Here is a 26,576-nt window from a genome sequence, read left to right as displayed (position 1 = left end):
GGGCTCCGGGAAACGCCCCGCGAGGCCCCGGAAGCCGCCGCGCGGGGCGCATCCCACCCCGCCGCAGCCGCCCTGCATCCGGGTCTTCCTGGCTCCGGCCGCTCGGCTACCGGGCGCACCGGGAGGTGGCGGTGCCGGGCTGCTACGGGCGGCGGGCTGTCAACATGTCGACACCGATGCGCCGACGTGCAGGGATACGGATGCACCCGTTCGAAGTAGCCCGTACTACGAAGATCACTCCATCGGGTGAAGCTGCTGCCGGCCGCGCCCTGCGCGCGGCCGCCGGCCCCGACCCCCGCACGGCCGTGACGGGTGGAGCCTGTGCGCCTCCGGGTATCCGGGATTCTCCGTCACGTCCGGGGGCGGTTGCAGTTGCGTCTCCGTTCGACTCGACGGGGGTGTGGAGCGGTCGGCGGTCCAGGATCGTAGGGGGCAACGACTCGTGCGGCGGGGGGAGTTGCCATGGGGGACGGTCGGGAGTCGGTACCGGGCGTGGTGGGGGCGTTGGTCCGGCTCGCTCAGGGCACGGCCGGCGGTCCGGGGCAGGCGGTGGCCGAGGTGGTGCGGGCCCGGCTTCGGCTGATGCCGGACGGGGCCCTGGCCGTGGCGGCGCTGGAGGCGAGCCCGGACGATCCGCGGGCGCGGGAGCGCCTGACGGCCTCCGTCACCCGACTGCTGGCCGTCGACGTGGCGTTCGCCCAGTACGTGGCCACCACCGAACTCGGAAGACCCGCCGACCCGACGACCGTCCGACTGCGAGTGGGCCCCGCGGCCCCCGCGGACCCGACCACCGTCCAACTCCGAATGGACCCGACGGCCCCGGCCGACACGAGCACCGTCCAGCTCCGGGTCGACCCGGCGGTCGCCAACGCCCAGGCCCTGGCCGCCCGGCGCAGCAACACCGGGATCATCGTCGCGCTGGCCCTGGTCCTGATCGCCGCCCTGGTCGCGCTCGGGATCAACCTCGGCTCGCGCCCGCTGCTGCACCCCAACGGCCCCGACTTCGCCCACGCCGCCCAGACCGTCCGCGACCCCGCGCAGCTGCAGGGCGTGCTGCCGAACGCAGCGGCGATGCCGGGCGGCTGGCAGGTGGAGAGCGCACCGGAGTCCGGCGCCGGCTCGGGGTACGCGGTGCCCTGCCTGCTCCCGGACTCCTGCGACCAGCAACTCGCCTACGCCACGGTGACCTTCCACGCTCCACCCGTCCAGTCCGTGAAGTTCACCGCGGTCACCTTCGCCTCCTCCGAGGCGGCCGGCCGGGCCTTCGCCACCGGCCTCGACCGCGTCAGCGGCGCGGGCCCGACGGCCGCGGCGGCGATCCCGCCGATCGGCGACCAGAGCACGGCCCGCACCCGGGGTTCGACGGGCGCGGAGGCGCTGGTCCGGGTCGGCCCGACGCTGCTGTACGTGCGCGACGACGGCCCGGGCGCGGCCGTCGCGACGCCTACCCTGGTCCTGTTCGCCCGCCTGCTCGTCGAACGCGCCCGGCAGGCCCAGGACGGCCGCACACCGGACGCCGCCTTCCACGCCGACGTCAGCTGAGCGCCGGACCTGATCAGACGCCCCGCAGGCCCCACCGGCCCGCGGGGCGTTCCGTTTGCCGCACCGCACCCCGCCGCCCCCCATCGCGCCCGCCCCCATCGCGCCCGGCGCCCTCCACCCCCGTCGCGCCCAGCACCCCGCCACCCCCGTCACCCGAATGCATGTATCGCTCTCTTGACTGGCGTCACCAGCGCGCCATACTGGCTCTACTCCCCGCTCGCACAATGAGGTGCCCGCCCATGGAGCTCTTCCCCTCGGCACATGTGGACACGTTCTGTCGCGACCATCTCCCACCCTTCGACCAGTGGCCCGAACTCCTCTTCGACCTACCGGAGTTGGCCTACCCGGACCGCCTGAACTGCGCGGCCGCCCTGCTCGACGACCCGATCGCCCGCTTCGGCCCCGACCTCCGATGCCTGCTCACCCCCACCGAGCAATGGAGCTACGGCGAACTGCGTGACCACGCCGACCGGATCGCCCGCCTGCTGACTGACGACCTGGGCCTGGTCCCCGGCAACCGGGTGCTGCTACGCGGCCCCAACAACCCCTGGCTGGCGGCCTGTTGGCTCGGTGTCCTGAAGGCCGGCGGGGTGGTCGTCACCACCATGCCGCTGCTGCGCGCCGCCGAGCTGACCGAGCTGATCCGGATCGCCAGACCCTCCGTCGCCCTGTGCGACCACCGCTTCCTCGCCGAGCTCCACCAGGCGAACGCCCCTGACCTGCACATACTCCCCTTCGGCGGCACCGACCCCGAGGACCTGACCGTCCGCTCCGCCGCCCGGCCGCCCGGCTTCACCGCCGTTCCGACCGCCGCCGACGACGTCGCACTGATCGCCTTCACCTCCGGCACCACCGGCCGCCCCAAGGCCACCCTGCACTTCCACCGCGACGTGCTGGCCAACGCCGACACCTTCTCCCGGCACCTGCTCCGGCCCACCCCCGACGACCTGTTCACCGGCACCCCGCCGCTGGGCTTCACCTTCGGCCTCGGCGGACTGCTGGTCTTCCCCCTGCGGGCCGGCGCCGCCAGCCTGCTGCTGGAGCAGGCCACCCCCGAGCAGCTGGCCGAGCAGGTGGCCCGCCACGGCGTGAGCGTGCTGTTCACGGCGCCGACCGCCTACCGGGCGATCCTGGCCGCCGGACTGGCCGACCGGCTGGCGGGCGTCCGGCGCTGCGTCTCGGCCGGGGAGCCACTGCCCGCCGCCGTCTGGGAGGCCTTCCACGCGGCCACCGGGCAGCGGCTGATCGACGGCATCGGCGCCACCGAGCTGCTGCACGTGTTCATCTCGGCCGCCGACCAGGACGTCCGCCCCGGCTCGACCGGCCGTCCCGTCCCCGGCTACCGGGCGGCGATCCTGGACGAGTACGGCGACCCGGTGCCGGACGGCCGACCCGGGCTGCTGGCGGTCAAGGGCCCGACCGGCTGCCGCTACCTGGACGACGAGCGCCAGCGCGACTACGTCCGGAACGGCTGGAACCTCACCGGCGACACCTACCTCCGCGACCGGGACGGCTATTTCTGGTACCAGGCGCGCAACGACGACATGATCGTCTCGGCCGGCTACAACATCGCCGGGCCCGAGGTCGAGCAGGCGCTCGCCACCCACGCCGCGGTGGCCGACTCCGCCGTGGTCGGCGCGCCGGACGAGCGGCGCGGCACGGTGGTCAAGGCGTACGTGGTGCTGCGCGAGGGCGTGTCGGCCGGGCCGGAGACGGTCGAGGAGCTCCAGGAGCACGTCAAGCGCACCATCGCCCCGTACAAGTACCCGCGCGCGGTCGAGTTCGTCGACGAGCTGCCGCGCACCGCGACCGGCAAGCTGCTGCGCGCCGAACTCCGCAGGAGGGCCGCCTTGAACCCCGCCAGCGTCACCATCGAGCGCCGGGTCGAGTGGTCGGACACCGACGCCGCCGGGCATTACCACTTCTCAGCCGTACAGCGCTGGGCCGAGGCGGCCGAGGCCACGCTGCTGCGCCGGCTCGGGCTGGCCGAACTGTTCGGGCGGATCCCCCGGGTGCACTTCGAGGCGGACTACCGCGAGCGGCTCTGGTTCGGGGACGTGGTCCGCACCGAGCTGCGGGTGGTCCGGGTCGGCGGCTCCTCGCTGCACTACGCCTTCGAGGTGCACGGCCCGCAGGGGCTGGCCGCCAGCGGCCGGATGTCGGTGGTGCACGCCGCCCCGCACACCAAGGGCGCCGAGCCGTGGCCCGCGCCGGTGCGCCGGGCACTGACCGAGGCCGGGCCGCAGCGAGCGGAGGTGCTCGGATGACGGCCGTGGCCCGCCGGATCGCGGTGATCGGCGCCGGCCCGGGCGGGCTCTACTTCGCGGCCCTGGCCAAGCAGTTGGCGCCGCACCGGGAGATCACCGTGTTCGAACGGGATGCCCGGGAGGACGAGTTCGGCTTCGGCGTGGTCTTCTCCGACGAGACCCTGGACGGCATCGCCCAGGCCGACCCGCAGGTCTTCGCCGCGATCAGCGCCGAGTTCGCCCGCTGGAGCGACATCGACATCCGCTACGCCGGCCAGGTCCGCACCAGCGGCGGGCACGGCTTCGCCGCCCTGGACCGCAATCGTCTGCGCGCGATCCTGCGACAGCGCTGCGCGGAGCTGGCGGTGGACGTGCGCTACCGCACGCCCGCCCCGCCCCTCGACCGGCTCTCGGCCGAATACGACCTGGTGGTGGCCGCCGACGGCATCCACTCGGCCACCAGGGCGGCCCACCCGGACACCTTCCGCACCGAACTGGACGAGCGGAACTGCCGCTACATCTGGCTCGCCACCGACCGGGTCTTCGAGGCCTTCACCTTCATCGTCGAGGAGTTCGACTTCGGCGTCCTGCAGGTGCACGCCTACCCGTACAGCGCGACCCGCTCCACCTTCATCGTCGAGATCGCCGAGGACGCCTGGCGCCGCGCGGGCTTCGAGGCCTTCGCCGCCCGGGAGTCGGCGCGCGGCGAGAGCGACCACGAGAGCGTGGACCGCTGCGCGGAGCTGCTCGCCGGACACCTGGACGGCCGTCGGCTGATCCCCAACGCCTCCCGCTGGATCCGCTTCACCACGGTACGGAACGCCAGTTGGCGCCATGGCAACACGGTGCTGCTCGGCGACGCCGCGCACTCCGCGCACTTCTCGATCGGCTCGGGCACCAAGCTGGCCCTGGAGGACGCCCTCGCCCTGGCCGCCGCGCTGAGTGAACAGCCCGCCCTGGACGGCGCCTTGGCCGCCTACGAGGCCGAACGGCGGCCCGTGGTGGAGTCCACCCAGCGGGCCGCGCAGGCCAGCCTGGAGTGGTTCGAGACCGTCGGGTGCCGTACCGGGCAGGGCATCGACCAGTTCGCCTTCAACCTGCTCACCCGCAGCCGTCGCGTCACCTACGGCAATCTGCGCGCCCGCGACCCCGAATTCACCGACGCGGTGGACGCCGCCACCGGCGGATCGCCCGGGGTACCGCCGATGTTCCGGCCGATGAAGCTCGGCACGCTGGAGCTGCGCAACCGCGTCGTGGTCCCCCCGCTCGCCACCTTCACCTCCCCCGACGCGCTGCCCAGCGCCTTCGACCGGGCCCAGCTGACCGCCCACGCGCTCGGCGGCGCCGGGCTGGTGATCGCCGGGATGACCGCCGTCAGCCCCGAGGGCCGGGCCACCGACCGCTGCCCCGGGCTGTGGAGTGACCGCCAGCAGGCGGCCTGGACCGAACTCCGGGACACCGTAAGGGCGGTGAGCAACACCCCGGTCGGCCTCCAGCTCACCCACGCCGGCCGCCGGGCCGCGACGACCGTCCCCGGACCGGACGGCATCGGCCGCCCGCTCGCCGAGGGCTGGCCGCTGTTCGCCGCCTCGCCGCTGCCCTGGGACGCCGACAGCCCGACGCCGCACGAGGCCACCGACATCCAACTGACAGCCGTCACCGCCGACTTCGCCGCCTCTGCCGAGCGCGCCGCCCGGGCCGGCTTCGACGTGCTGGAGCTGCAGTTCGGCCACGGGCACCTGCTCTCCTCCTTCCTCTCCCCGCTCACCAACCACCGCACCGACCACTACGGCGGCCCACTCGCCCACCGGCTGCGGCTGCCGCTGGAGGTGCTGGCCGCCGTGCGCGCAGTCTGGCCCGCCGGCCGGCCGCTGCTGGTCCGGATCTCGGCCGCCGACTGGGCCCCCGGCGGCACCACCGGGGCCGAGGCGGTGGCGATCTGCCGGGCGCTGGCCGACGCCGGGGCGGACGCGGTGGACGTGTCCACCGGCGAGGTCGTGGCGCACCAGCGGCCGCCGTACGGGCGCGGCTACCAGACGCCGTTCGCCGAGCTGATCCGCGCCGCCACCGGTCTGCCCACCGTCGCGGTCGGCGCGATCTCCGGACACGACGACGCCAACTCCGTCCTGCTCGCCGGCCGCGCCGACCTGGTCGCGATCGGCCGGGCCCAACTCCACGACCCGCTCTGGACCCTGCACGCCGCCGCCGACCAGGGCCACACCGGCCCGGGCGCCCGCTGGCCCGAACCCTGGCGGGCGGGCAGCCGCAAGCCGCCGGGCCCGGGCGCCGACCGGGTCGCCCCGCGGCTGCACCTGCTGCGCGAACCCGCCCCGCCCGTCCACCGCCGCTGGCTGCCCGATCGAACCGAGGAGTGAGCATGCCGGACCTGCCCCGCTTCACCGCCGCCGCCGTGCAGGCCGCCCCCGTCTACCTGGACCCGGCCGCCACCGTCGACAAGGCCGTCGCCCTGATCCACGAGGCCGCCGGACACGGCGCCCGGCTGGTCGTCTTCCCCGAGGTCTTCGTCCCCGGCTACCCCTACTGGAACTGGACGATGACCCCGGTGCAGGGCTCGCCCTGGTACGAGCGGCTCTACCGCTCCGCCGTCGACGTCCCCGGACCGTACGTGGACACCCTGCGCGCCGCCGCCCGGCAGACCGGGGTGGTGCTGGTGATCGGCGTCAACGAACGCGGCCGGCACAGCCTCGGGGTGCTCTACAACACCCTGCTGATCATCGGCTCGGACGGCGAACTTCTCGGTGTGCACCGCAAGTTGGTCCCCACCTGGGCCGAGAAGCTGACCTGGACCCAGGGCGACGGCAGCTCGCTGCGGGTGCACCGTACGGCCGTCGGCCCGCTCGGCGCGCTGGCCTGCGGCGAGAACACCAACACCCTGGCCCGCTTCACCCTGCTGGCCCAGGGCGAACTCGTCCACGCCGCAAGCTACATCGCCCTGCCGGTGGCCCCCGAGGACTACGACATGGCGGAGGCCATCGCGCTGCGCGCCGCCGCCCACTGCTTCGAGGGCAAGCTGTTCACCGTGGTCTCCTGCTCCACCATCTCGCCCGAGATGGTGGACCTGATCGCGGGCGAGGACCAGCAGGTACGGAAGCTTCTCGCCCGCCCGCGCAACGCGCTGTCCGGCGTCTTCGGCCCGGACGGCCGGGCGGTCACCGAGCCGCTGGTCGACGAGGAGGGCATCGTCTACGCCGAGATCGACCTCGGCCGCTGCATCCAGCCCAAGCAGATGCACGACATCGTCGGCCACTACAACCGCTTCGACGTCTTCCGGCTGCACGTGGACAACCGCCCGCTGCGGCCCCTGGTGTTCCCCGAGGAGCAGGCATGACCAACCACGACGACGACCGGATCGGCCGGGCCCGGGTCAACGACAGCCCGGAACTGCACGCCTACTACGAGGAGTTGGCCAAGCACGAGGCCGGCGCCCTGTGGACGGTGGCGAACGAGATCGAGCCCTGGTACCCGCAGCCCAAATCCGTCCCGGTGCTCTGGCGCTACACCGACCTGCGTCCGCTGGTGCGCAAGGCGCTCCCGCTGGTGAAGGCCGACGACGCGGGCCGCCGGGTGGTGATGCTGGTCAACCCGGGGCGCCGTGAACTCAGCGCCGCCGTCGGCCTGTTGTACACCGGCCTGCAGATCATGGGACCCGGCGAGGCGATGACCGCGCACCGCCACCAGGCCTCCGCGCTGCGCTTCGTCCACGAGGGCACCGGCGCCTGGACCGTCGTGGACGGGCAGAAGCTCAAGGTCGGCCCGCGCGACTTCGCGATCACCCCCAACAACACCTGGCACGAGCACGGCAACGAGGCCGAGGACAACCCGGTGATCTGGCAGGACGGCCTGGACATCCCGCTGGTCAACACCCTCGACGCCAACTTCTACGAGGTCCACCCCGAGCTCTACCAGCGCCCCGGCCCGGTGGTGAACTCCTCGCTGCTCAGCTACGGCGGCAACCTGCTCCCGTACGGCGTCGAGAAGTGGACCAGGCCGTACTCGCCGCTGCTCGGCTGGCCCTGGGAGCCCAGCTACCACGCGCTGTGCCAACTCGCCGGCGCCACCGAGGGATCGCCCTACGACGGGGTGGTGATGGAGTACACCAATCCGGTCACCGGCGGCTCGGTGATGCCCACCATGGCCGCCCACCTGCAACTGCTGCGCCCCGGCCAGGCCACCCGCGCCCACCGGCACACCGGCTCGGTGGTCTACACGGCGGCCAAGGGGCGCGGCGTCTCGGTGATCGCCGGGCAGCGCTTCGAGTGGCAGCAGGGTGACATCTTCGTCGTCCCGTCCTGGGCCTGGCACGAGCACGCGAACCTCGACCGGGGAGAGGACGCCTGCCTGTTCTCCTTCAACGACTTCCCGGTGATGCACTCGCTCGGCCTCTACCGCGAGGAGGCCTACCCGGACCACGACGGACACCAGCCCACCACCGCCTCGTAACAGGAGCCCCGGAGCCATGCACCTGCTGACCTACCGCACCGACGGCGACGACACCCCGCGCCTCGGCGCCCGGATCGGTACCGACCGGGTCGCCGACCTGACCGCCCTCGCCACCGCCGCCGGGGTACAACTCCCGGGCGACCTGCTCGGGTTGATCCGGGCCGGGGTGCCCGCGCTGGCCACCGCCCGGGAGCTGCTCGCCGGAACGCCCGACACCCGGCCGCTCGCCGAGGTCTCGCTGCGCGCGCCGCTGCGCCCCGGCAAGATCATCGGCGTCGGCCTCAACTACGTGGAGCACGTGGCCGAGTCGCACCGAACCCTGGAAACCGAGCGCGAACTCCCGGACCGTCCGGTCCTGTTCGGCAAGCCCTCCACCGCCGTCACCGGGCCCGGCCAGCCGATCCTGCACAACGCCGACCTCACCAAGCAGCTCGACTGGGAATGCGAACTCGCCGTGGTGATCGGCGAACCCGCCTTCCGGGTGGCCGAACAGGACGCCCTGCGGCATGTGTTCGGCTACAGCATCGTCAACGACGTCAGCGCCCGCGACCAGCGCCGCTCCGGACAGTGGTTCTTCTCCAAGGGCCAGGACAGCTACGCGCCCTTCGGCCCGGTCGTGGTCACCGCCGACGAGATCCCCGACCCCCAACGACTCGACCTCTCGCTGAAGGTCAACGGCGAACTGCGGCAGGACTCCAACACCCGGCACATGCTGTTCGGCATCGCCCGGCTGATCGCCGACATCTCCTCCGGCATGACCCTGGAACCGGGCGACGTGATCGCCACCGGCTCCCCCTCGGGCGTGGGCGCGGGGATGGTCCCGCCGCAGTTCCTCCAGCCCGGCGACCTGGTCGAGGCCACCATCGAACGGATCGGCACCCTCGCCAACCCCGTGATCGACGCCCGCTGACCCCGTGGCCCGCCAACCCCGCGACCGAATCCCGCTGACCCCGTGGCCGAAGCCCGCCGAAGGGAGCACCCGCTGATGCCGACGTACCGGATCGGCCAGATCGTCCCGAGCTCCAACGTCACCATGGAGACCGAAGTCCCCGCCCTGCTGCGGGCCCGCGAGACCGTCGCCCCCGAACGGTTCACCTTCCACTCCAGCCGGATGCGGATGACCAGGGTCACCCCGGAGCAGCTGCGGGCCATGGACGCCGAGTCCGACCGCTGCGCCGCCGAACTCTCGGACGCCCGGGTCGACGTGATCGGCTACGCCTGCCTGGTCGCGGTGATGGCCACCGGTCCCGGCTACCACCGCGAGGCCGAGCAGCGGCTGCACCGGCGCACGGTCGAGAACGGCGCCCCCGCGCCCGTGGTCACCAGCGCCGGCGCCCTGGTCACCGGCCTGCACACGCTCGGCGCCAAGAAGGTCGCCATGGTCACCCCGTACCTGCGGCCGCTGGCCCGCACGGTGGTCGACTACCTCGCCCAGGAGGGCATCGAGGTACTCGACCACGCCGCCCTGGAGATCGCCGACAACCTCGACGTAGCCGCCCACGACCCGGCCCGGCTGCCCGCGATCGCCAAGGGCCTCGCACACACCGAGGCCGACGCCGTGGTGCTCTCCGCCTGTGTGCAGATGCCCTCGTTGTCCGCCGTCGAGGAGGCCGAGCAGCAACTCGGCAAGCCGGTGGTCTCGGCCGCCATCTGCACCACCCACCAACTCCTGCGCGCCCTCGGCCTGCCCGCCCACGCCCCCGGCGCCGGGCACCTGCTCTCCGGCGCCTACGCGTAGGTGCCCACCCACAGGCACCTGCACCCGGCACCGTCGCCACCGCTATGATCACCGCCAGTCGTCGGGGAGGAGGGCCCACGCATGTCGGAGACCGCACCCCGGCCCAGCTCCCTGATCCACACCGTCTACGGCGAGTACGTCCGCCGCCTCGGCGGCTGGATATCGATCGCCGACCTGATCGCGCTGATGGCCGAGCTGGACGTCGACGCCCAGGCCGTCCGCTCGGCGATCTCCCGGCTGAAGAAGGCCGGCACCCTGCTCCAGGAACGCCGCACGGGCACCGGCTACCGCCTCGCCCCCGCGATGGACCCGGTGTTCGAGGAGGGTGACCGCAGGATCTTCCACAGCTTGGAGCCCGCAGAACTCGCCGACGGCTGGGTGGTGGCGGTCTTCTCGGTGCCCGAGTCCGAACGCGCCCACCGCCACCAGCTGCGCTCCCGGCTCAGCTGGCTCGGCTTCGGCAACGCCGCCCCCGGCGTCTGGCTGGCGCCCGCCCGGCTGCTGCCGGACGCCCGCCGCCTGCTGGAGCGCCTCGGACTGAGCGCCTACGTCCACCTCTTCCTCTCCGCCGAGTACGCCGGCTTCGCCGAACTCCGTACGGCGGTGGCGAGTTGGTGGGACCTCCCGGCGATCGAGGCGCAGTACGCGGCCTTCACCGACGCCTGGCGCCCGATCGCCGAGGAGCTACGCGGGCAGGAGCGGACCGACCCGGTCGAGGCGTTCCGGGGCTACGTACCGATGCTCACCGAGTGGCGCCGGCTGCCCTACCTCGACCCAGGGCTGCCCGAGCCACTGCTGCCCGCCGACTGGAACGCCGTCCCGGGCCGCGCCGTCTTCACCGAGTTGCACGAACGGCTCGCCGAGCCCAGTCTGCGGTACGTCGAGAAGGTCACCGGGCTGTCCCACTCCTAGGGGCGTGTCCTGCTCCTACGGGCGTGTCCTGCGGATCTTCACCGGGTCCACGACGCTCCCCAGCCCTCGGCCGGGAGGTACCCCAGGGCACGAGCACGCCTCGCCGCGGCCTGATCCGACAAGACCCGCAAGACACGCCCCAGGAGCCGCCATGTCCGCCGGAAAGACCGACCACACCCCCACCGACCTGCTGATCCGCGCCGCTGCCGTCCACACCCTCGACCCCGGGCGCGCCCCCGACGAGCCGCCGCAGCGGGTGGTCGCCGTCACCGGCGGCCGGATCACCGCCCTCTCCCCCGAGCCCGACGGCCTGGACGCCCTGATCGGCCCCGACACCGAACTGGTGGACGCCCCGGACGCGACCGTGCTGCCCGCCTTCGACGACACCCACACCCATCTGATCCTGGCCGGCCACAGCGTCCACGGCGTCCCCGTTCACCGGGCCCGGAACCTCGCCGAGTTCCTCGGGCTGATCCGCGAGCACGCCGCCCGCACCCCCGCCGGGGCGTGGATCCGCACCACGGTCAACTGGCAGGAGGTACTGCTGGCCGAGCAACGGATGCCCACCACCCGGGAGTTGGACGCCGCCACCGCCGACCACCCGGTGCTGGTGCGCCGCGGCGCGTACAACATGGTGCTCAACTCCGCCGCGCTGCGGCTGGCCGGGATCACCGAGGCCACCGAGGCACCGCCCGGCGGGGTGATCGAGCGCGACGAGCAGGGGCGACTGACCGGCCGGCTGATCAACCGGGCGATCGAGCTGGTCGAGCGGGTACTGCCGCGCCCGGACCTCACCGAGCGGATCGCGGGCCTGCGCGCGGCGTCCGAGGACTTCGCCGCGACCGGGATCGGCACCGTCCGCGACTGCCTGGTCCCGGTCGAGGACCTCGACGTACTGGACGCGGCCCGCGCCGAGGACGCGCTCGCCGTCCGGGTCCGGGTGCTGGTCTCCGGCTTCGCCGCGCGGACGCCCGAGCAGGTGGACGCACTGCTGGACCGGATGGACGAGTGGCAGGCGAACGGCCGGGACGACGACCGACTCCGCCTGTGGGGCGTCAAGTTCGGCATCGACGGCGGCTTCGAGGCGGGCGCGCTGGAGGAGCCGTACCAGGGGCAACCCTGTTACCACGGGCGGCTGCTCTGGGAACCGGAGGAGCTGGTCGCCGCGGTGGACCGGGTGGTCGAACGCGGCCGGCGGGTCGGCGTGCACGCCTGGGGCGACCGTGGCCTGCGGGTGCTGCTGGACGTCTTCGAGCAGGTGCTGAAGCGCCGCCCCGGCCTGCCGCCCGGCACGCTGGTGGTCGAGCACGGCGGACTGGCCCGGGCCGACCAGCGGGCCCGGGCGATCGCGCTCGGCATCCCGGTGACGGTTCAGCACCCGCTGCTGCACGACGGCGCGCTCACCCAGCAACGCGTGTGGGGAGAGGAACGCACCGCCGCGCTGTTCCCCCTGCGGGAGTGGCTGGACGAGGGGGCGCAGCTCTCGGCCGGCTCGGACTTCCCGGTCGGCCCGTACGGGGCGATGGTGTCGGTGTGGGGCATGACCACGCGCGACACCACGGCCGGGGTGGTCGGCCCGGAGCACGCGATCGAGCGGGCCGAGGCGGTCGCGCTGCACACCGTCAACGCCGCCCGGCTGACCGGCGAGAGCAGCGTGCGCGGCAGCCTGCGGCCGGGCCACCTCGCCGACCTCACACTGTGGCTGCTGGACCCGCTGAGCTGCCCGGTGGACGCGCTGCGCGAGCTGCGGCCCGTCCGCACGGTGGTCGGCGGGCGGACCGTGCACCGGAGTTGACGATCCGTCAGGCCGCGACGAGCTCCCGCAGGTCGATGCCGCGGTGCAGCGCGCGCAGGTCATCGTGCAGGGTGGACGGCGGGACGACGAGCACGCCGCACGGCGCGTGGTCGAGGCAGTAGCGGCTGACCGAGCCGCGCACCAGTCGGCGCAGCCGCCCGCGCGCCGAGCCGTGGCGGCCGGCACTGATCACCAGCAGGTCGCCCGGCCGGTCGGCCAGCTCGGTCAGCACCCGGCCGGCCTCACCGCGCATGACCAGCGGTCGCACCGGCACGCCGACCGGCAGGCCGCCGAAGGCCTGCTCCAGCGCGCGCTCCAGCCGGGCCTCGGCGGCGTCCCGCCAGGCGCGGAGCAGCGGCGGGCACGGCCGGGCACGGTAGTTGCGCTCTCCCCCGACCGGGGTCCAGGCGAGCACCGGGACCAGCACGGCCCGCCGGGCCCGGGCCTCCTCGGCCGCCCGGTGCAGGGCGGTGAGGCTGTGCAGCGAACCGCTGACTCCGACGATGACGCGCGCGACGTCCGACATGATCCTTCGCTTTCCGATACCGAGGCTGTTCAGTGTCTGAGATTATGCTGCCACCATCTCGCCTCGGCCTGCAAATCAAAGGCATTAACTGAATATCGCCTTGCATCGCCCGCCGAGCGCCCCGGCTTCCCCTACCTCGGCCGGACCTCCTGCAACAGCCCCCAGGTGAAGTCGGCCGTACACAAGCACACCCGCCCGTCCGCGTCCGGCGCCTCGAAGTCCAGCTGGAACCGGTTCGGCGCACTCCCCTCACGCGGCCGGGCCCCCGGGAAGGCGGCGCCCACATCGCCCACCACACAACCCCACGGCACCAGGTCGGCCGGCGTCCGCAGCTCGGGCGCGGGGGCGCCCGCCGCCCGGACCAGCCACTCGTTCAGCAGCGGCACGCCGATCTCGGCCGGGCCGAGCAGGATCTCGAAGCGCAGCTCCGGCCAGAGCGGCAACGCCCATTGCCGCGCCACGCACGCCAGGTCCCCGATCCGGCGCGGCAGGCCCGCCTCCGCCGGCCCGAGCACGGCGGCGTACCGAGCGGCGCCACGCGGGAACCGGGGCGCGCGGACCATCGCCTGCCAGCGCTTGTTCGCCTCCCGCATCGAGGCACGGGTGGCGCCGAGCCGCCGCACCGCGTCCTCGACCAGGTCGGGGCGGTAGTCGGCCATCCGGCGCAGCAGAACGAGCTGGAACTCGGTGACCCCGAAGCCGTTGATCGCCATATCGGCAGACTAGGGCCCATCCCGACACTCAGGCCCGACACCCGGGCCTGGTGCCGAGGCCCGATTCCCGGAGCTCCGGGGCTCTCCGGAGCCAGCTGCCAATGTTCGAGCATCTGTTCGATTAGAGGCGTACGCTGGCCCCATGCACAGCACCGTCCACCTCCAGCCCTCACTGCTCGACGACGCCGACACCGGGGACATCCACCTCGGCCGGCTCGACGGCCTGCGGCGGCTGGTGCTCGGCGACGGTGCCTGGCTGGACGTACTGCCCGGCTGGCTGCACGGAGCGGACCGGCTGTTCGAACAGCTGGCCGCGACCGTGCCCTGGCGGGCCGAGCGGCGCGAGATGTACGAACGGACGGTCGACGTGCCGCGGCTGCTCGCCTCCTATCCGGCGGAGGCCGAGCCGCCGCACCCCGTCCTCGGCGAGGCCCGGACGGCGCTGAGCCGGCACTACGCGAAGGAACTGGGCGAGCCGTTCCGCACCCTCGGGCTCTGCTACTACCGGGACGGCCGGGACAGCGTGGCCTGGCACGGCGACCGGATCGGGCGGGGAGCCCGCGAGGACACCATGGTGGCGATCCTGTCGGTCGGCGAGCCGCGCATCCTGGCGCTGCGGCCGCGGTTCGGCGGCGGAGCCGTCGTTCGCCGACCGCTCGGCCACGGGGACCTCGTGGTGATGGGCGGCTCCTGCCAGCGCACCTGGGAGCACGCGATCCCGAAGACGGCCCGCCCGGTGGGCCCGCGGATCAGCATCCAGTTCCGGCCGCGCGGGGTCGCCTGAGGCCCCGCTTGCCACCCGCCGGTCGGACGCGGAGGCTGGCGAGTGGGGCCGACGGCACCAGGAGGGCGGCATGCCGAAGGCGGGCAGGTACCGCGAGGGCGTCCCGTGCTGGGTCGTGCTGACCACCCCGGACGTCCCGCGGGCTGAACGCTTCTACGGCGCGCTGTTCGACTGGGAGTTCGTCCCGACCGGCCCCGGCGAGGCGGTCGCCACCCGGTACGGCGCCCAGGTCGCGGCGATCACCTCGTCACCCGTCACCCCGGCCGCCGTCTGGACCACCTACCTCGCCTGCCCCGACCTGCGCCGCACCACCGCGCAGATCCGGGCCTCCGGCGGCCGGATCACCCGCGAGCCGTACGAGGTGCCCGACCAGGGCCGCGCCGCCCTCGCCGTCGATCCGCTCGGCGCACCCTTCGGCCTCTGGCAGGGCGAGGCCGTCGAGGGCGCCGGACTGGTCAACGAGCCGGGCACGCCCACCTGGAACGAGCACCTCTCCCCCGACCCGGACGCCGCGCGCGCCTTCTACCGCCACGCCTTCGGCTACGGCTACGACCGCCCCCGCGCGGGCCACACCCTCGCCCGGGTCGCGGGCCTGCCCGCCTGCAGTATCGGCCCCTCCGACACACCGCAGGCCACCGCCGCCTGGCGCATCCAGTTCGGGACGGCCGACGCCGACCGCACCGCCGCCCGACTCCGTTCCCTCGGCGGCACCGTCCTGACCGACCCCGAACCCACTCCCTTCGGCCTCTCGGCGTTGGTCCGGGACGGCGCCGGCGCGGAGTTCGTCCTGATCGCCGTCCCACCCGACGAATCCGCGGCGGCAGCCTGAGATGACCGGCGGCAACAACCCCGAGCAGCGATTCGCCTCCCCGGTCGAGGAGTTGAAGGACCTCCCCCGGCTTGGCGGAGCCAACCTCCGGCCGCCACCCTCTCCTGGCCCCAACTCGACCGCGAGGACCACGCGTTCGTCCACAGCCACCGCTGACCCACCGGGCCCGTGAGCAGGCTGTCCGTCACGGCGGCTACGGTGACCCCATGAGTTCCTTCCTGACCGTGTATCTGACCAACCTCGAGGACAAGCACACCCTGGCCGGCTGCGCCAGCGAGGACGTGCTCGAAGAGGTGCGCGGGTTCTTCGGCACCAATCTGGACCGCGCCGACCAGGAGTTCGCCGACCAGATCGCGGACGGCGCCCCCACCGCCCACGAAGCACTGCGCGCGGTGGTGTACGGCGGGCCGTTCGACAAGGAGCACGCGTTCCAGTACGGCTACGCGTACCAGCGCCTCTGCAAAATCGACGCGTCCGTCCTCGACAGCCGCTCCTTCGGCCCCTTCCGGGGCCTGTGGCTGGACGAGGTCGACCAGGGCCTGCGCGCGTACGGCGTCACCGCCGTCTCGGTCTCGGACTTCCAGTACGGCAGCGGCTTCCCCACCGAACTCCCCTACTGCGCCGAGGTGTCCTGCGGCGAGTGGTCTCCCGAGCAGTGCCGGGAGGCGCTCCGGCAGTTCGAGCTCGCCGAGCGCGAGGGCCGCGCGCCGGCGCTGGAGCGCGAGGTGGCCGAGGCCGTCGCGGAGGTCCTCGGCTGGCTCCGTGGGGCGCAGGAGGTCGAGGAGTACGGGGTCATCGGCTTCGTCTCCTGAGCCGCCCGGACCACGTCGGCTACGCCCCGCAAGGCCTTTCGGGACTTCCCGTCTCCGACGGGAACCCCGGCTGCGCGCCGACCTCGCCCAGGTCGGCCTGCGGATCTCCCACGAACCGGGCTCCGACCGCCGGCCGTCCCGAACCCGGCTTCGCCCGGGAACGCAGACGGGGCCCGATACCCGAGCAGGTACTGGACCCCGTCCGACAGTGGAGCGCCAGGCCCGGGTTGCACGGACTCTTCCTACTGAAAGTAGGACGTGCTCTGGTAGCACCGCTGACGCCTGACGAGGAATCATCTCCCTCGCGACAGGAAGTACAGTAGCAGCTCCGTGATCAGGCACCGAATCGGAGGGGAACCCGGCATGACGAGCGCTCGACCCGAGGTCGTTCCGTATGCGGACGGACGGCTGCTGGACGTCCACCGCCCGACCGCCGGCACCGCCGGGCCCGCCCCGGTCGTGCTGCTCTGGCACGGCTCGGGCCCCGACGAACGCGACGTGATGGGAACGCTCGCCCAGGAGGCCGCCGGGCTCGGCCTGTTGGTGCTCGTCCCGGACTGGCGCTCCGACCGCGAGGACGGCGGCCGCGCCGAGCTGCTCGCCTCCCTCGCCTTCGCCCGCCGCAACGCCGGCGCGTACGGCGGGGGCCCGGAGCGCTTCGTCCTGGCCGGCTGGTCGCTCGGCGGCCGGGAGGCGATCGCCGTGGCCACCCACCCCGACACCCCCGACGAGCTGCGTCCCACCGCCGCCGTCGGCATCGCCTCCGCGTACGGCCGCCCTGCCACCACCACCGGCGACTGCCCGCTGGACCTGCTCGCCGCGAGCCCCTCCCCCGTCCCGATCCGGCTGGTGCACGGCACGGCGGACGAGGTGGTTCCGGCGGAGCTCACCCGCCGATTGCACGCCGTGGTACCGACGGCCGAGTTGCTCGAACTCCCCACCGACCACGCCGGCGTGATCATGACCGCCTACAGCCCCGAGGCCAAGCGCTGCCTCCCCGCCACGGACCCCGACACCTTGAGCGCCGGCCGCCGGACCGCCGCCGTCCTCGCCCGGGCCGCCGGACTGCCGTAGCCGGATGCCCTGACGCCGCCGGCCGCGCTGCGGGCCACCGGCCGCAGGACGGGTCCGCCGGCCGCAGGGCTCAGTTCCCCGCCACCAACTCCCGCAGCCCGTGACCGCGTTCCAGCGCCTCCAGGTCCCGCTGGAGCGGCGGCCGCGGCACGGTCAGCACCGGGCAGGTGGCGTGCCGCACGCAGTAGGCGGTGACCGACGGCCGGATCATCCGGGACAGGCAGCCGCGCTCCCGGCCCGCGCCGAGCACCAGGACGTCCCCGGGCCGGTCGGCGCAGCGCACCAGGCTGTGGCCGGTCTCCCCGCGGACGGCCTGGCAGCGCAACCGGGCGCCGGCGTGGCGCCCGGCGAAGGCCTCGTCGAGCGCCTGCCGCAGCCGCGCGACGGCGGCGTCGCGGCCGGCGTCGAGCACCGGCGGGCAGACGGAGCGGCGGTATCCGAGTTCGTCGCCGGGCGGGCTCCAGCAGAGCACCGCAAGCACCTCGACGTCCGCGCGCCGGGCCTCGGCGACCGCGTGGTGGAGGGCGGCGAGGCTGCCGAGTGAGCCGCTGACGCCGACCACGATCCGGCCGCCGTCCGCACCCGTGTCCGCCATGGCCCGCCCCTGCCTCTCCGCCCGCGTCACTGAACCGAACCCATCCAAACCGAACCGAGCCATGTCGTCCGCACCCGACCGGTCCGTGCTGTGTCACCCCAGCAAAGCCGCCGACACCCACTCGGCCCCGCCCGTTGACACGGCTCTGACGCCGCGCCCGGCGTTCCGTACGCGTCCCTGATGCCCGCGGGGCCCGTCAGACCTCCGGCGGCTCGGCCTCCCACAGGTCGGCGAACATCCGGTCCAGGTGTTCCTCGCCGATCGGCGGGACCGGCAGCGGGTGGGTGGCCTGCGCGCGGAAACCGTCCAGCAACAGGGCGAGGTAGCGGCGCCAGAGGTCGGGGCGCAGCTCGGAGGCGGCGGGCAGGGCGCGGCAGAGCGGGCCGAGCAGGAAGAGCAGGTCCATGGTGACGACGTCGCGCCGCATGGTGCCCTGCTCCTGGGCGCGGGCGATCAGGGCGCCGACGGTGGCGGCGTGCCCGCGGCTGATCTCGATCATGCCGGGGATGGTGGGGATGGCCTGGGTGACCAGGTCGTTGATGCCCCGGTCGGCAGCGACGAGTTCGAAGATCCGCCCGAAGTAGCGTTCCAGTCCGGTCCAGGCGTCCTCGGCGGCGAGCGCCTCCTCCCCCGCCGCCGCCAGACCGGCCCCGGCGTCCGCGAAGACCTCGGCAATCAGCGCCTCGCGGGTCGGGAAGTGCCGGTAGAGGGTGGCGTTGCCGACTCCGGCCTCCTTGGCGATCTGGTCCAGGGGGACGTCGAGGCCGTGGCGGGAGAACATGTCGCGGGCGGCGGCGAGCAGCAGGTCGCGGTTGCGCTGCGCGTCGCGCCGGAGCCGTCCCGGGGGGTTCGCGCTGCTCGGTGCCATGCCCCGACCCTAGCAACCGGGCGGCCGCCCGGCGTTCAGCGGCTCGACACCCGCACCGACGACCACCCCGGGCCGACAACTACCCTGAGGGGAAACGGAGAAGTCGAATCCGAAACGGCCGGAGGGTACGGGGGATTGATGGCCACGGTGACGGAGTTGCGGTACTACCCGGTGAAGGGCTGCGCCGGGGTGGTGGTGGAGCAGGCGGAGCTGACCCGGGCCGGGCTGGCCCATGATCGCTCGTTCATGGTGGTGGACGCGAAGGGAGTGTTCCGCTCCCAGCGCCGGGACCGGCTGCTGGCCACGGTGCGTCCGACCGTCCTCGGCGGCGGGGACCGGCTGGCCCTGGCCGCGCCCGGGGTGGAGCCGGTGGCGTTCGACGTGGACACCGGGGGTCCGCGCCGCGAGGTGCGGATGTTCGACAACCCCTATCTGGGCATCGACCAGGGCGAGGAGGCCGCCGGATGGCTCTCCGAGGTGCTGGGTGCGCCCAGCCGGCTGGTCCGGGTGCCGCCGGAGCACGACCGGGTGACCGACGGGCTGACCCCGGGGACCTCCGGGTTCGCGGACAGCTCCGCCGTGCACCTGCTGTCGCGTTCCTCGCTGGACGACTTCAACGCGCGCTCCGGCGAGGCCCCGCTGTCGCTGGACCGGTTCCGTCCGAACCTGGTGGTGGACGGCTGGCCGGAGCCGCACACCGAGGACCTGCTCCGCCGATTCGCCGTCGGCGGAGCCGAGTTGGGGTACACCAAGCTGGCGATCCGCTGCGCGGTGACGCTGGTGGACCAGTCGACCGGCGCCCAGGCCGGCCCGGAGCCGCTGCGCACGCTGGCCCGCTACCGTCGGGCGGCGGCCGGCGGGGTGGCGTTCGGCAGCAAGTTCGCGGTGCTGCGGCCGGGCACGCTGCGGGTCGGGGACGAGCTGGCGGTGAGCGCCTGGGGGACGTCCGAACTGTAGGGCGCGTCCTGGACCGTTCCCGGTACGCCCGTGGCCCCGGCGGGGAGGTCCGCCGGGGCCGCGGTCGTGCCGGGAGGTGTCAGCAGGTCTGGTCGATCAGGGAGAACGTGGCGTAGTGGTCGCCGGTGTAGTAGTCCTCCTGGTCCTGCTGGCCGGTCACGATCCGGCGGGCGCCGCGGGTCGGGGCGCCCGGGGTGATGACGGTGTACTCGTGGTAGTACCCGTAGGACTGGCCGGGCAGGACGCTGCCTCTGTTCTGGAACACCACGCCGTCCTGCGAATACGGGAACGGCCCGCCGGTGGAGATCAGGTTGAGGGTGTCGGTGGCCTCCGGCGGAAGGGTGGACAGGCACACCGTGCCGCTCACGTCGGCGTGCGCGTCGGTGGCGACGGCGACGGGGGCGAGGGTCATCATGGCGACGGCGGTGATGGCGGCGGCGCGAGTCTTCCACGCGCGTAGAGTGCGGGTCATGCCCATCAGTGTGGCGGGCCACCGACAAGTCCGGAAGCCCTCAGTCAACTTTTTACCCACCGGTAACTCACCTGCCCCACCAGCGACTTCACCCGTACGCCCACCCCCGGAGCCACCCTCACCGAAGCCGTCCACGAACCGTCGGCACCGCCCTTGGGTCGACCGCCGTCGAACTACCGGGATCGACCCTGTCGGCCTGCTCACACCTTCACGGCCCTCCCACGACGCGCCACCGACGCCGCATAGAGTGGCGCACCGTGTCGGGCCGGAACGATCTCTGACGGGGTGGACATGGGTACGGGAGCGGGCACTTCGCTGACGGCGCACCAGCTGATCGGACTGCTGGTCGACCCGGGCGGCTTCCGCAGCTGGGACGAACCTCCGGCCGGGCCGCTCGGCGACCCCGACTACCGCGCCTCACTCGACCGGGCCCGCGAACGCACCGGCCTGGACGAGGCCGTGCTCACCGGCCTCGGCCTGATCGACGGACGGCCGGTCGCCCTGGTCGCCTCCGAGTTCGGCTTCCTCGGCGGCTCGATCGGCGTCGCCACCGCCGAACGGATCACCCGGGCCGTCGAGCGCGCCACCGCCGAGCGGCTGCCGCTACTCGCCCTGCCGGTCTCCGGCGGCACCAGGATGCAGGAGGGATCGGCGGCCTTCCTCTGCATGCTCCGCATCACCGCCGCCGTCCAGGCGCACCGCGCGGTCGGCCTCCCCTACCTCACCTATCTGCGCAACCCCACCATGGGCGGGGTCTTCGCCTCCTGGGGCACGCTCGGCCAGCTGGTCTTCGCCGAGCCCGGCGCCCGGCTCGGCTTCCTCGGCCCGCGGGTCTACGAGGAGCTGCGCGGCGTGGAGCTTCCGGCGGACGTCCAGCGGGCGGAGACGCTGGCCGAGCGGGGGCTGGTGGACGCCGTGGTGCCACCGCAGGAGCTGCGCGAGCTGCTCCGCCGAACGCTCACCGTCCTCGGCACGACTCCTCCCCCTCATACGGACGCCGCCCGCGCCGGTACGGGCCCCGCTCACGTCGAGGAGGTCGAGGCCGACGAGCACCCCGATGCCTGGGGCTCCGTCCGCCGCACCCGCCGCCCCGACCGCCCCGGTACCCGCGAGCTGCTCCGCCGCACCGCCGAGGAGCTGGTACTGCTGGACGCGCCCGGCGGCCGCGGCGGTGCGCTGGTCCGGGCCCTCGCCGTGCTCGGCGGCCGGCCCGTCCTGGTCGTCGGCCAGCAGCGGCAGAGCCCGGAGCACGAGCGCCCCTTCACCGCCGCCGACCTGCGGGCCGTCCGCCGCAGCGCCCGGCTCGCCGAGCAGCTGGGGCTGCCGCTGGTCACCGTGGTGGACACGGCCGGGGCCGAGCTCTCCGCCCAGGCCGAGCTGGACGGGATCGCGGTGGAGATCGCGCACTGCCTGACCACCCTGCTCGCGCTGCGCACGCCCGTCCTCGCCGTCCTGCTCGGCCAGGGCTCCGGCGGCGGCGCGCTGGCGCTGCTCCCGGCCGACCGCGCACTCGCCGCCGGGCACGCCTGGCTCGCGCCGCTGCCGCCGGAGGGCGCCTCGGCGATCGTCCACCGGGACGGCGAGCACGCCGCCGAGCTGGCCCGCGCCCAGGGCATCGGCGCGCACCAGCTGGCGGAGGTCGGGCTGGTGGACCAGGTGGTCCCGGAGCTGCCGGACGCCGCCGAGGAGCCGGAGGCCTTCTGCGCCCGGATGGGAGCCGCCATCGGTACGGCGCTCGACGCCCTGGCCGCCACCGGGGAGACGGACCGACTCGCGGCCCGGGCCGCCCGGCACCGACGGCTGGGCGACGCTCAGCGAGGCGACACCTCCGGGCTGTGACGCCGAGGTGTGGCGCCGGGCACAGATCGTCTGTACCCAAAGTGGCGTGACCGGGCCGTCCGGTGACAGCCGCCGCGCCCAAACGGTGAGTGCGCTCACAGACGAATCGAGCCTACGACGGGCGGTAGTGGTGGCTCCCGGGTACTTGACAGGCCTCCGCCCGGGACGCCTCCCGACCGACGTCTTCCCAGGTCATCACCGGTCCGGGCACCCACCACCGCCGTTCCTGCGAATCCACGGCGCCGACCGCGCGTACGACCGGGCGTCGTAACCAGGGGGTCTTGGCTACGGCCTCCCCGGTCTGGCAACAATGGCTCTCGTCGTCAGCCGCACCGGCCCCTGTCCCGCCGGTGAACGGCTCACCGCCGAAACGCGCCCCACGACCACTCGGCCCCTGTCCGGCCACGGTCCAGGCGGGGCGTGACACCGGCCCAACCCGATTGAGGTCCCGTCTTACATGCCCGCTTTCAAGCTCCGTATGCGCACTTCCGCCGCGACCCTCGCCGCCACCGCCGGTCTGACCGCCCTGGGCGCGGGCGTTCTGCCCGCCACCGCGAACGCCGCCACCGTGTCCCCGAAGACCATCGCCGCCCAGATCGTCCCGGCGAACCAGCTGGCCTCGTTCAGCCACATCATCTTCCACGAGTCCAGCTGGAACGTGCACGCGACCAACCGGAGCTCGGGCGCCTACGGTCTGGGCCAGGCGCTGCCGGCCTCCAAGATGGCCTCCGCGGGTGCGGACTGGAGGACCAACCCGCGCACCCAGATCAAGTGGGCGCTGAACTACATGAACACCCGCTACGGCAGCCCGAACGCCGCCTGGGCGTTCTGGCAGACCCACCACTGGTACTGAGCCGACCGACCACCGGCGTACCGACTTCCACCCGTCTCCTGACCACTCTCCCCTCACCCCGGGGGTCGGACAGGGACCACCGGGGTGACCCGAGAGGGCCCGGGCCCGCGCGATCCGCGTGGCCCGGGCCCTCCCGTGGTTTCCGTGCCTCTCACAGCTCCCCGGTTCGGGGTTCTCCGGTTCACAGCTCCCCGGTTCACAGCCCGCCGCTTCACAGCTCCCCGGTGAGCCCGAGCAGCTCGCGCATCCGCGCGTACTTGGCGGCCAGCCGCTCGGCGGTCACCCGGTCCAGCGAGGCCAGCCGGGCCGGGTCGGAGTTGTGCGCCAGATCGGCCCGCTTGACCAGCAGCGCGCCGGGCGTGGCCAGGATGCGCGCGGTGTACTCCTCCACCGGCTCGTCCGGGCGGCGGGTGAGCGCGTCCACGATCGCCTTGGTCTCCGTCGACAGCGCGGCCGCCGCCAGCCACTCCCGACTCAGCCGGTCGTCCTCGACGGTGTCGTGCAGCCAGCCCGCCGCGATCTGCGCCTCGCTCCCACCGCGTGCGGCCGTTCCGGCGGCGACCGCCACGATGTGCTCGCTGTACGGGTGCCCGTTCTTGTCGACCTGCCCCTGGTGGGCGCGACGTGCGACGGCCTCCACCTCGGACAGGCTCAGATACTGCTGCTCCATCGGCCCATCGTAGGCCCGTGATCTTCGCGGTGGCGGCTGCTGGTTTACTGCCCCGGGGCTCCGACGGCGCCCTGGGGCCACCGCCCCGGGGGTTGACGGCTCTCTGGCGGGCTACCCACGCCGCCGCACCCGGCAGACCCGTCCGAGCGACCCGAGGAACCATGCCATCCCTGCATCCGCTGCTGTCCGGCTTCGCCCCGATCTGGCTCCTGACCGGGATCGGCTACCTCGTCGGCCGCTCCGGACTGCTCGGGCCGCAGGCCGAGGTGGTGCTGAACCGGTTCGTCTTCCACGTCGCGATGCCGGCCGCGCTCTTCCTGATGATCGTCCGCACCCCGCTGGACCGTTTCGCCAACCCCTCGATGCTCGCCTTCGCAGCCGGCACCGCCGTCGCGACCGGCCTCGGACTGCTCGCCGGACACCTGCTCTTCCGACGCAAGCCCGGCGAACTGGCCGTCGGCGCGATGGCCTCCGGCTACGTCAACTCCGCCAACCTCGGCATACCCGTGACCATGCAGGTCCTCGGCGACGCCTCCTTCGTCGCACCCGTGGTGCTGTTCCAGATCCTGCTGGTCACCCCCGCCGTCCTCGCCGTCCTGGACAGCGGCGCGGCCGGCCGCCGGGCCCTGCTCACCCTGCCGCTGCGCAACCCGATCCTGCTCGCCACCGCACTCGGCGCCGTCGTCTCCGCGACCGGGCTGCACCTGCCCGCCGAGCTGAACCGTTCCGGCGAACTGCTCGGCGGTGCCGGAGTACCCACCGCCCTGATCGCCCTCGGCATGTCCCTGCACAACCGCCCGCCCGCCGACGGCCGTTCGCGCCGCACCGAGGTCGGGCTGACCGTCGCGATCAAGACCCTGGTCCAGCCGCTCGCCGCCCTCGCCGTGGCGGGCCCGCTGCTCCACCTGCCGCCCCATCAACTGCTCACCGTGGTGCTCTTCTCCGCGCTGCCGACGGCGCAGAACGTCTACACCTACGCCCGCGAATACGGGCAGGGCTCCGTCCTCGCCCGGGACGCGGTGCTCTGGTCGACGCTGGTGTCGATGGCGACCCTGTCCGTCATCAGCTGGGCCCTCGGGCCCGCGTAGCCCGTCTCAACTCCCGCCCCGGGCGGCGGCCACGACAGCGGTCATCGCCTCCAGAAAGTGCCGGGCCGTCGCCAGCTCCGCCGGGTCGAACCGGCCCATCTCCGTCACCAGGTCCCCGATCAGGCCGCCGAAGAAGCCCTGCCCCAGCTCCATCGCCCGCTCCTCCACCACCAGCCGGACCTTCCGCCGGTCCCGCGGATCGCGCTCACGGCGGATCAGCCCGAGCCGCTCCAGCCGGTCCACCAGCCCGGTGGTCCCCGCCGAGTTCAACCGCAGCGCCTCCCCGAGCCGCCCCGGGGTGACCACCTCTCCGGCCCGGGCAGCGTCCAGCAGGTGGATCAGCGCCCGCAGATCGGTCGGATGCAGGCCGTTGCGGGCCGCGAACTCGGCCCCGAACAGGTCGAGTTCGACCGTCAGGCCGCGCAGCAGATGGACCAGCCGCATCGGCTCCTCAACCTCGGACACCCTGTCGTCCTTCCTCGGGCAGTCGCATGCCAGCATTCTCTCGTTCGGCGAGATACTCGTCCAACAAGTGATTCATTGTCCGACCCAGTCGGTGATCACACCACACTGCGGAGACCCATCATGTCCACCCGCACCGCCCCCTTCCTCGCCGCCTACGACGCCTTGCTCGCCCGCTGGCCCGTCCCGGTCGAACCCCTCGCCGTCCGCACCCCGCACGGCACCACCCGGATCAACGCCTGCGGCCCCACCGACGGCCGCCCCCTCGTCCTCCTCCACGGCGGCGGCGCCACCTCCACCATGTGGTTCGCCAACGCCGGCGCCTGGGCCGAGGCCGGCCACCGCGTCCTCGCCGTCGACCTCATCGGCGACCCGGGCCGCAGCATCCACGACGGCGCCCCACTCCGCGACCTCCCCGGCCTGCTCGGCTGGCTGGACGCCGTCCTCGACCAACTCGACGTCCCCGAGGCCGACTTCTGCGCCCACTCCTACGGCGCCTGGATCGCCCTGCACTACGCTCTGCACGCCCCCACCCGGGTCAGCCGCCTCGCCCTCCTCGACCCCACCCAGTGCTTCACCGGTTTCCGCCCCGGCTACCTCCTACGTGCCCTCCCCCTCTTCCTCCCCCGCCGCACCCCGGCCCGCGCGCGCTCCTACCTCGACTGGGAATCCGCCGGCGGCCACGGCCTCGACCCCGCCTGGCGCGACCTGTACGCCCTCGGTTACGCGGACTTCCCCGCCTCCCCCGTCATCACCGGCCCCCGCCCCACCCCCGCCCGCCTCCACAGCCTCACCACTCCCCTCCTCACCCTCTACGCCGCCAACTCCCGCCCCCACGACCCCCACCACACCGCCGAAGCCACCCGCCACGCCGTCCCCCACGCCACCATCGCCATCCTCCCGGGCACCTCCCACCACTCCCTCCCCACCGCTGCCGCACCGGAGGTCGACCGCCACGTCCTGGACTTCCTGCGCCCCGCCCGCCCCTGACCCGGCCCGGCGCAGCATCACGGCGAGCCGAGCGAACGCCCCAAGCCGACGCCCCCGCGCCTACGCGTTCCTTCGCCGTGTCTCGAAGCCCGCCTGGAAAGTCGGCGGGTCCGACTTCCCACCCAGGAAGACGTTCGGCCGCCCTCGACCGATCAGCGGCGTCGAGCCCATGCCTGTCCACCCGGTGGCTCGTCGGGTAGACCGTGGGGAAGGGGCCGCCGTCGTCGGTGTCGGACGACCGAGGTCGAATCCGCCGCCGCTGCTGCCGGAGCGGCCGCGAGCGCGGCGCGGGGAGGGGTTAAACGCCCCACAGCGGGGGCACGGGGGGGCAAACCAGAAAAGGAAGGACA

25 protein-coding genes and 1 pseudogene are annotated in these 26,576 nt (G+C 73.7%); 19 read left to right on the top strand and 7 right to left on the bottom strand.

All coding sequences use genetic code 11. From position 1 onward, the window contains the following. The first annotated feature begins 462 nt into the window (after positions 1–462). The 10 genes and pseudogenes from ABZW30_RS35670 to ABZW30_RS35625 all read left to right on the top strand — a co-directional run bounded on the left by ABZW30_RS35670 (position 463) and on the right by ABZW30_RS35625 (position 12,694). Complete coding sequence (locus ABZW30_RS35670) at positions 463–1,542, top strand: hypothetical protein (protein WP_355675404.1); 1,080 nt, start codon at positions 463–465, stop codon at positions 1,540–1,542. Between the two features lie 239 nt (positions 1,543–1,781). Beyond that, positions 1,782–3,380: pseudogene (locus tag ABZW30_RS35665) on the top strand (AMP-binding protein); the annotation flags it as partial. A gap of 12 nt (positions 3,381–3,392) precedes the next feature. Beyond that, positions 3,393–3,809, top strand: a complete 417-nt coding sequence (locus ABZW30_RS35660; RefSeq protein ID WP_355675434.1) for a thioesterase family protein — start codon at positions 3,393–3,395, stop codon at positions 3,807–3,809. Continuing rightward, positions 3,806–6,163 carry an FAD-dependent monooxygenase gene (locus tag ABZW30_RS35655; RefSeq protein WP_355675403.1) on the top strand — a complete coding sequence of 786 codons (2,358 nt, stop codon included), beginning with the start codon at positions 3,806–3,808 and terminating at the stop codon, positions 6,161–6,163. The genes ABZW30_RS35660 and ABZW30_RS35655 overlap by 4 nt, the downstream gene beginning before the upstream one ends. A gap of 2 nt (positions 6,164–6,165) precedes the next feature. Beyond that, the gene (locus tag ABZW30_RS35650; protein WP_355675402.1) at positions 6,166–7,137 is read left to right on the top strand and encodes a carbon-nitrogen hydrolase family protein; all 972 of its coding nucleotides are present in this window, start codon (positions 6,166–6,168) and stop codon (positions 7,135–7,137) included. Further along, complete coding sequence (locus ABZW30_RS35645) at positions 7,134–8,249, top strand: cupin domain-containing protein (protein ID WP_355675401.1); 1,116 nt, start codon at positions 7,134–7,136, stop codon at positions 8,247–8,249. The genes ABZW30_RS35650 and ABZW30_RS35645 overlap by 4 nt, the downstream gene beginning before the upstream one ends. 16 nt (positions 8,250–8,265) lie before the next feature. After that, positions 8,266–9,159 carry a fumarylacetoacetate hydrolase family protein gene (locus ABZW30_RS35640; protein WP_355675400.1) on the top strand — a complete coding sequence of 298 codons (894 nt, stop codon included), beginning with the start codon at positions 8,266–8,268 and terminating at the stop codon, positions 9,157–9,159. A 75-nt stretch (positions 9,160–9,234) separates the two neighbouring features. Further along, a complete protein-coding gene (locus ABZW30_RS35635; RefSeq protein WP_355675399.1) occupies positions 9,235–9,987 on the top strand; it encodes an Asp/Glu racemase in 753 nt (250 codons plus the stop codon). Between the two features lie 81 nt (positions 9,988–10,068). Beyond that, on the top strand, positions 10,069–10,899 hold the full coding sequence (locus tag ABZW30_RS35630) for a PaaX family transcriptional regulator C-terminal domain-containing protein (protein ID WP_355675398.1): 831 nt from the start codon (positions 10,069–10,071) through the stop codon (positions 10,897–10,899). Between the two features lie 151 nt (positions 10,900–11,050). Further along, positions 11,051–12,694, top strand: a complete 1,644-nt coding sequence (locus ABZW30_RS35625) for an amidohydrolase (RefSeq protein ID WP_355675397.1) — start codon at positions 11,051–11,053, stop codon at positions 12,692–12,694. 7 nt (positions 12,695–12,701) lie between these two features. Here ABZW30_RS35625 and ABZW30_RS35620 read toward each other — a convergent pair whose 3' ends face one another. Beyond that, a complete protein-coding gene (locus ABZW30_RS35620; RefSeq protein WP_355675396.1) occupies positions 12,702–13,220 on the bottom strand; it encodes a universal stress protein in 519 nt (172 codons plus the stop codon). Between the two features lie 131 nt (positions 13,221–13,351). Continuing rightward, entirely contained in the window at positions 13,352–13,933 is a 582-nt protein-coding gene (locus ABZW30_RS35615; protein ID WP_355675395.1) for a hypothetical protein, read from the bottom strand. Positions 13,934–14,075: 142 nt separating this feature from the next. On the opposite strand from ABZW30_RS35615, the gene ABZW30_RS35610 reads away from it, so the two are divergent. From ABZW30_RS35610 to ABZW30_RS35595, 4 genes are all read left to right on the top strand, one after another. After that, entirely contained in the window at positions 14,076–14,717 is a 642-nt protein-coding gene (locus tag ABZW30_RS35610) for an alpha-ketoglutarate-dependent dioxygenase AlkB (RefSeq protein WP_355675394.1), read from the top strand. A 70-nt stretch (positions 14,718–14,787) separates the two neighbouring features. After that, the gene (locus ABZW30_RS35605) at positions 14,788–15,546 is read left to right on the top strand and encodes a VOC family protein (protein ID WP_355675393.1); all 759 of its coding nucleotides are present in this window, start codon (positions 14,788–14,790) and stop codon (positions 15,544–15,546) included. Between the two features lie 206 nt (positions 15,547–15,752). Beyond that, positions 15,753–16,358: a hypothetical protein gene (locus ABZW30_RS35600; RefSeq protein WP_355675392.1), complete on the top strand. Its 606-nt coding sequence runs from the start codon at positions 15,753–15,755 to the stop codon at positions 16,356–16,358. Between the two features lie 363 nt (positions 16,359–16,721). Then, positions 16,722–17,432, top strand: coding sequence for an alpha/beta hydrolase (locus tag ABZW30_RS35595; protein ID WP_355675391.1), 711 nt, complete (start codon positions 16,722–16,724; stop codon positions 17,430–17,432). Between the two features lie 70 nt (positions 17,433–17,502). Here the strand turns inward: ABZW30_RS35595 and ABZW30_RS35590 are convergent, their stop codons facing one another. Together ABZW30_RS35590 and ABZW30_RS35585 are read right to left on the bottom strand one after the other, a co-directional pair. After that, positions 17,503–18,027 carry a universal stress protein gene (locus ABZW30_RS35590; protein WP_355675390.1) on the bottom strand — a complete coding sequence of 175 codons (525 nt, stop codon included), beginning with the start codon at positions 18,025–18,027 and terminating at the stop codon, positions 17,503–17,505. A gap of 196 nt (positions 18,028–18,223) precedes the next feature. Beyond that, positions 18,224–18,895: a helix-turn-helix domain-containing protein gene (locus tag ABZW30_RS35585; protein ID WP_355675389.1), complete on the bottom strand. Its 672-nt coding sequence runs from the start codon at positions 18,893–18,895 to the stop codon at positions 18,224–18,226. Between the two features lie 138 nt (positions 18,896–19,033). Here ABZW30_RS35585 and ABZW30_RS35580 point away from each other — a divergent pair, with 138 nt between their 5' ends. After that, on the top strand, positions 19,034–19,852 hold the full coding sequence (locus ABZW30_RS35580) for an MOSC N-terminal beta barrel domain-containing protein (RefSeq protein ID WP_355675388.1): 819 nt from the start codon (positions 19,034–19,036) through the stop codon (positions 19,850–19,852). Positions 19,853–19,931: 79 nt separating this feature from the next. Here ABZW30_RS35580 and ABZW30_RS35575 read toward each other — a convergent pair whose 3' ends face one another. After that, positions 19,932–20,267: a ribonuclease gene (locus ABZW30_RS35575; RefSeq protein ID WP_355675433.1), complete on the bottom strand. Its 336-nt coding sequence runs from the start codon at positions 20,265–20,267 to the stop codon at positions 19,932–19,934. 348 nt (positions 20,268–20,615) lie between these two features. On the opposite strand from ABZW30_RS35575, the gene ABZW30_RS35570 reads away from it, so the two are divergent. Further along, entirely contained in the window at positions 20,616–22,163 is a 1,548-nt protein-coding gene (locus ABZW30_RS35570) for a carboxyl transferase domain-containing protein (RefSeq protein ID WP_355675387.1), read from the top strand. Between the two features lie 478 nt (positions 22,164–22,641). Next, complete coding sequence (locus ABZW30_RS35565; RefSeq protein WP_355675386.1) at positions 22,642–23,016, top strand: transglycosylase SLT domain-containing protein; 375 nt, start codon at positions 22,642–22,644, stop codon at positions 23,014–23,016. Between the two features lie 211 nt (positions 23,017–23,227). On the opposite strand, the gene ABZW30_RS35560 is transcribed toward ABZW30_RS35565, so the two are convergent. After that, the gene (locus tag ABZW30_RS35560) at positions 23,228–23,686 is read right to left on the bottom strand and encodes an HD domain-containing protein (RefSeq protein WP_355675385.1); all 459 of its coding nucleotides are present in this window, start codon (positions 23,684–23,686) and stop codon (positions 23,228–23,230) included. A gap of 161 nt (positions 23,687–23,847) precedes the next feature. On the opposite strand from ABZW30_RS35560, the gene ABZW30_RS35555 reads away from it, so the two are divergent. Next, positions 23,848–24,774 carry an AEC family transporter gene (locus ABZW30_RS35555; RefSeq protein ID WP_355675384.1) on the top strand — a complete coding sequence of 309 codons (927 nt, stop codon included), beginning with the start codon at positions 23,848–23,850 and terminating at the stop codon, positions 24,772–24,774. Between the two features lie 6 nt (positions 24,775–24,780). Here the strand turns inward: ABZW30_RS35555 and ABZW30_RS35550 are convergent, their stop codons facing one another. Beyond that, positions 24,781–25,218 carry a MarR family transcriptional regulator gene (locus ABZW30_RS35550; RefSeq protein WP_355675432.1) on the bottom strand — a complete coding sequence of 146 codons (438 nt, stop codon included), beginning with the start codon at positions 25,216–25,218 and terminating at the stop codon, positions 24,781–24,783. Between the two features lie 141 nt (positions 25,219–25,359). Here ABZW30_RS35550 and ABZW30_RS35545 point away from each other — a divergent pair, with 141 nt between their 5' ends. Continuing rightward, positions 25,360–26,226 (top strand): alpha/beta hydrolase, encoded by an 867-nt coding sequence (locus ABZW30_RS35545; protein WP_355675383.1) that lies wholly within the window; start codon positions 25,360–25,362, stop codon positions 26,224–26,226. The last annotated feature ends 350 nt before the right edge of the window (positions 26,227–26,576 follow it).

Source organism: Kitasatospora sp. NPDC004669 (assembly GCF_040609455.1).
GTDB lineage: Bacteria > Actinomycetota > Actinomycetes > Streptomycetales > Streptomycetaceae > Kitasatospora.
This window is presented reverse-complemented; position numbering and strand designations above follow the sequence as displayed.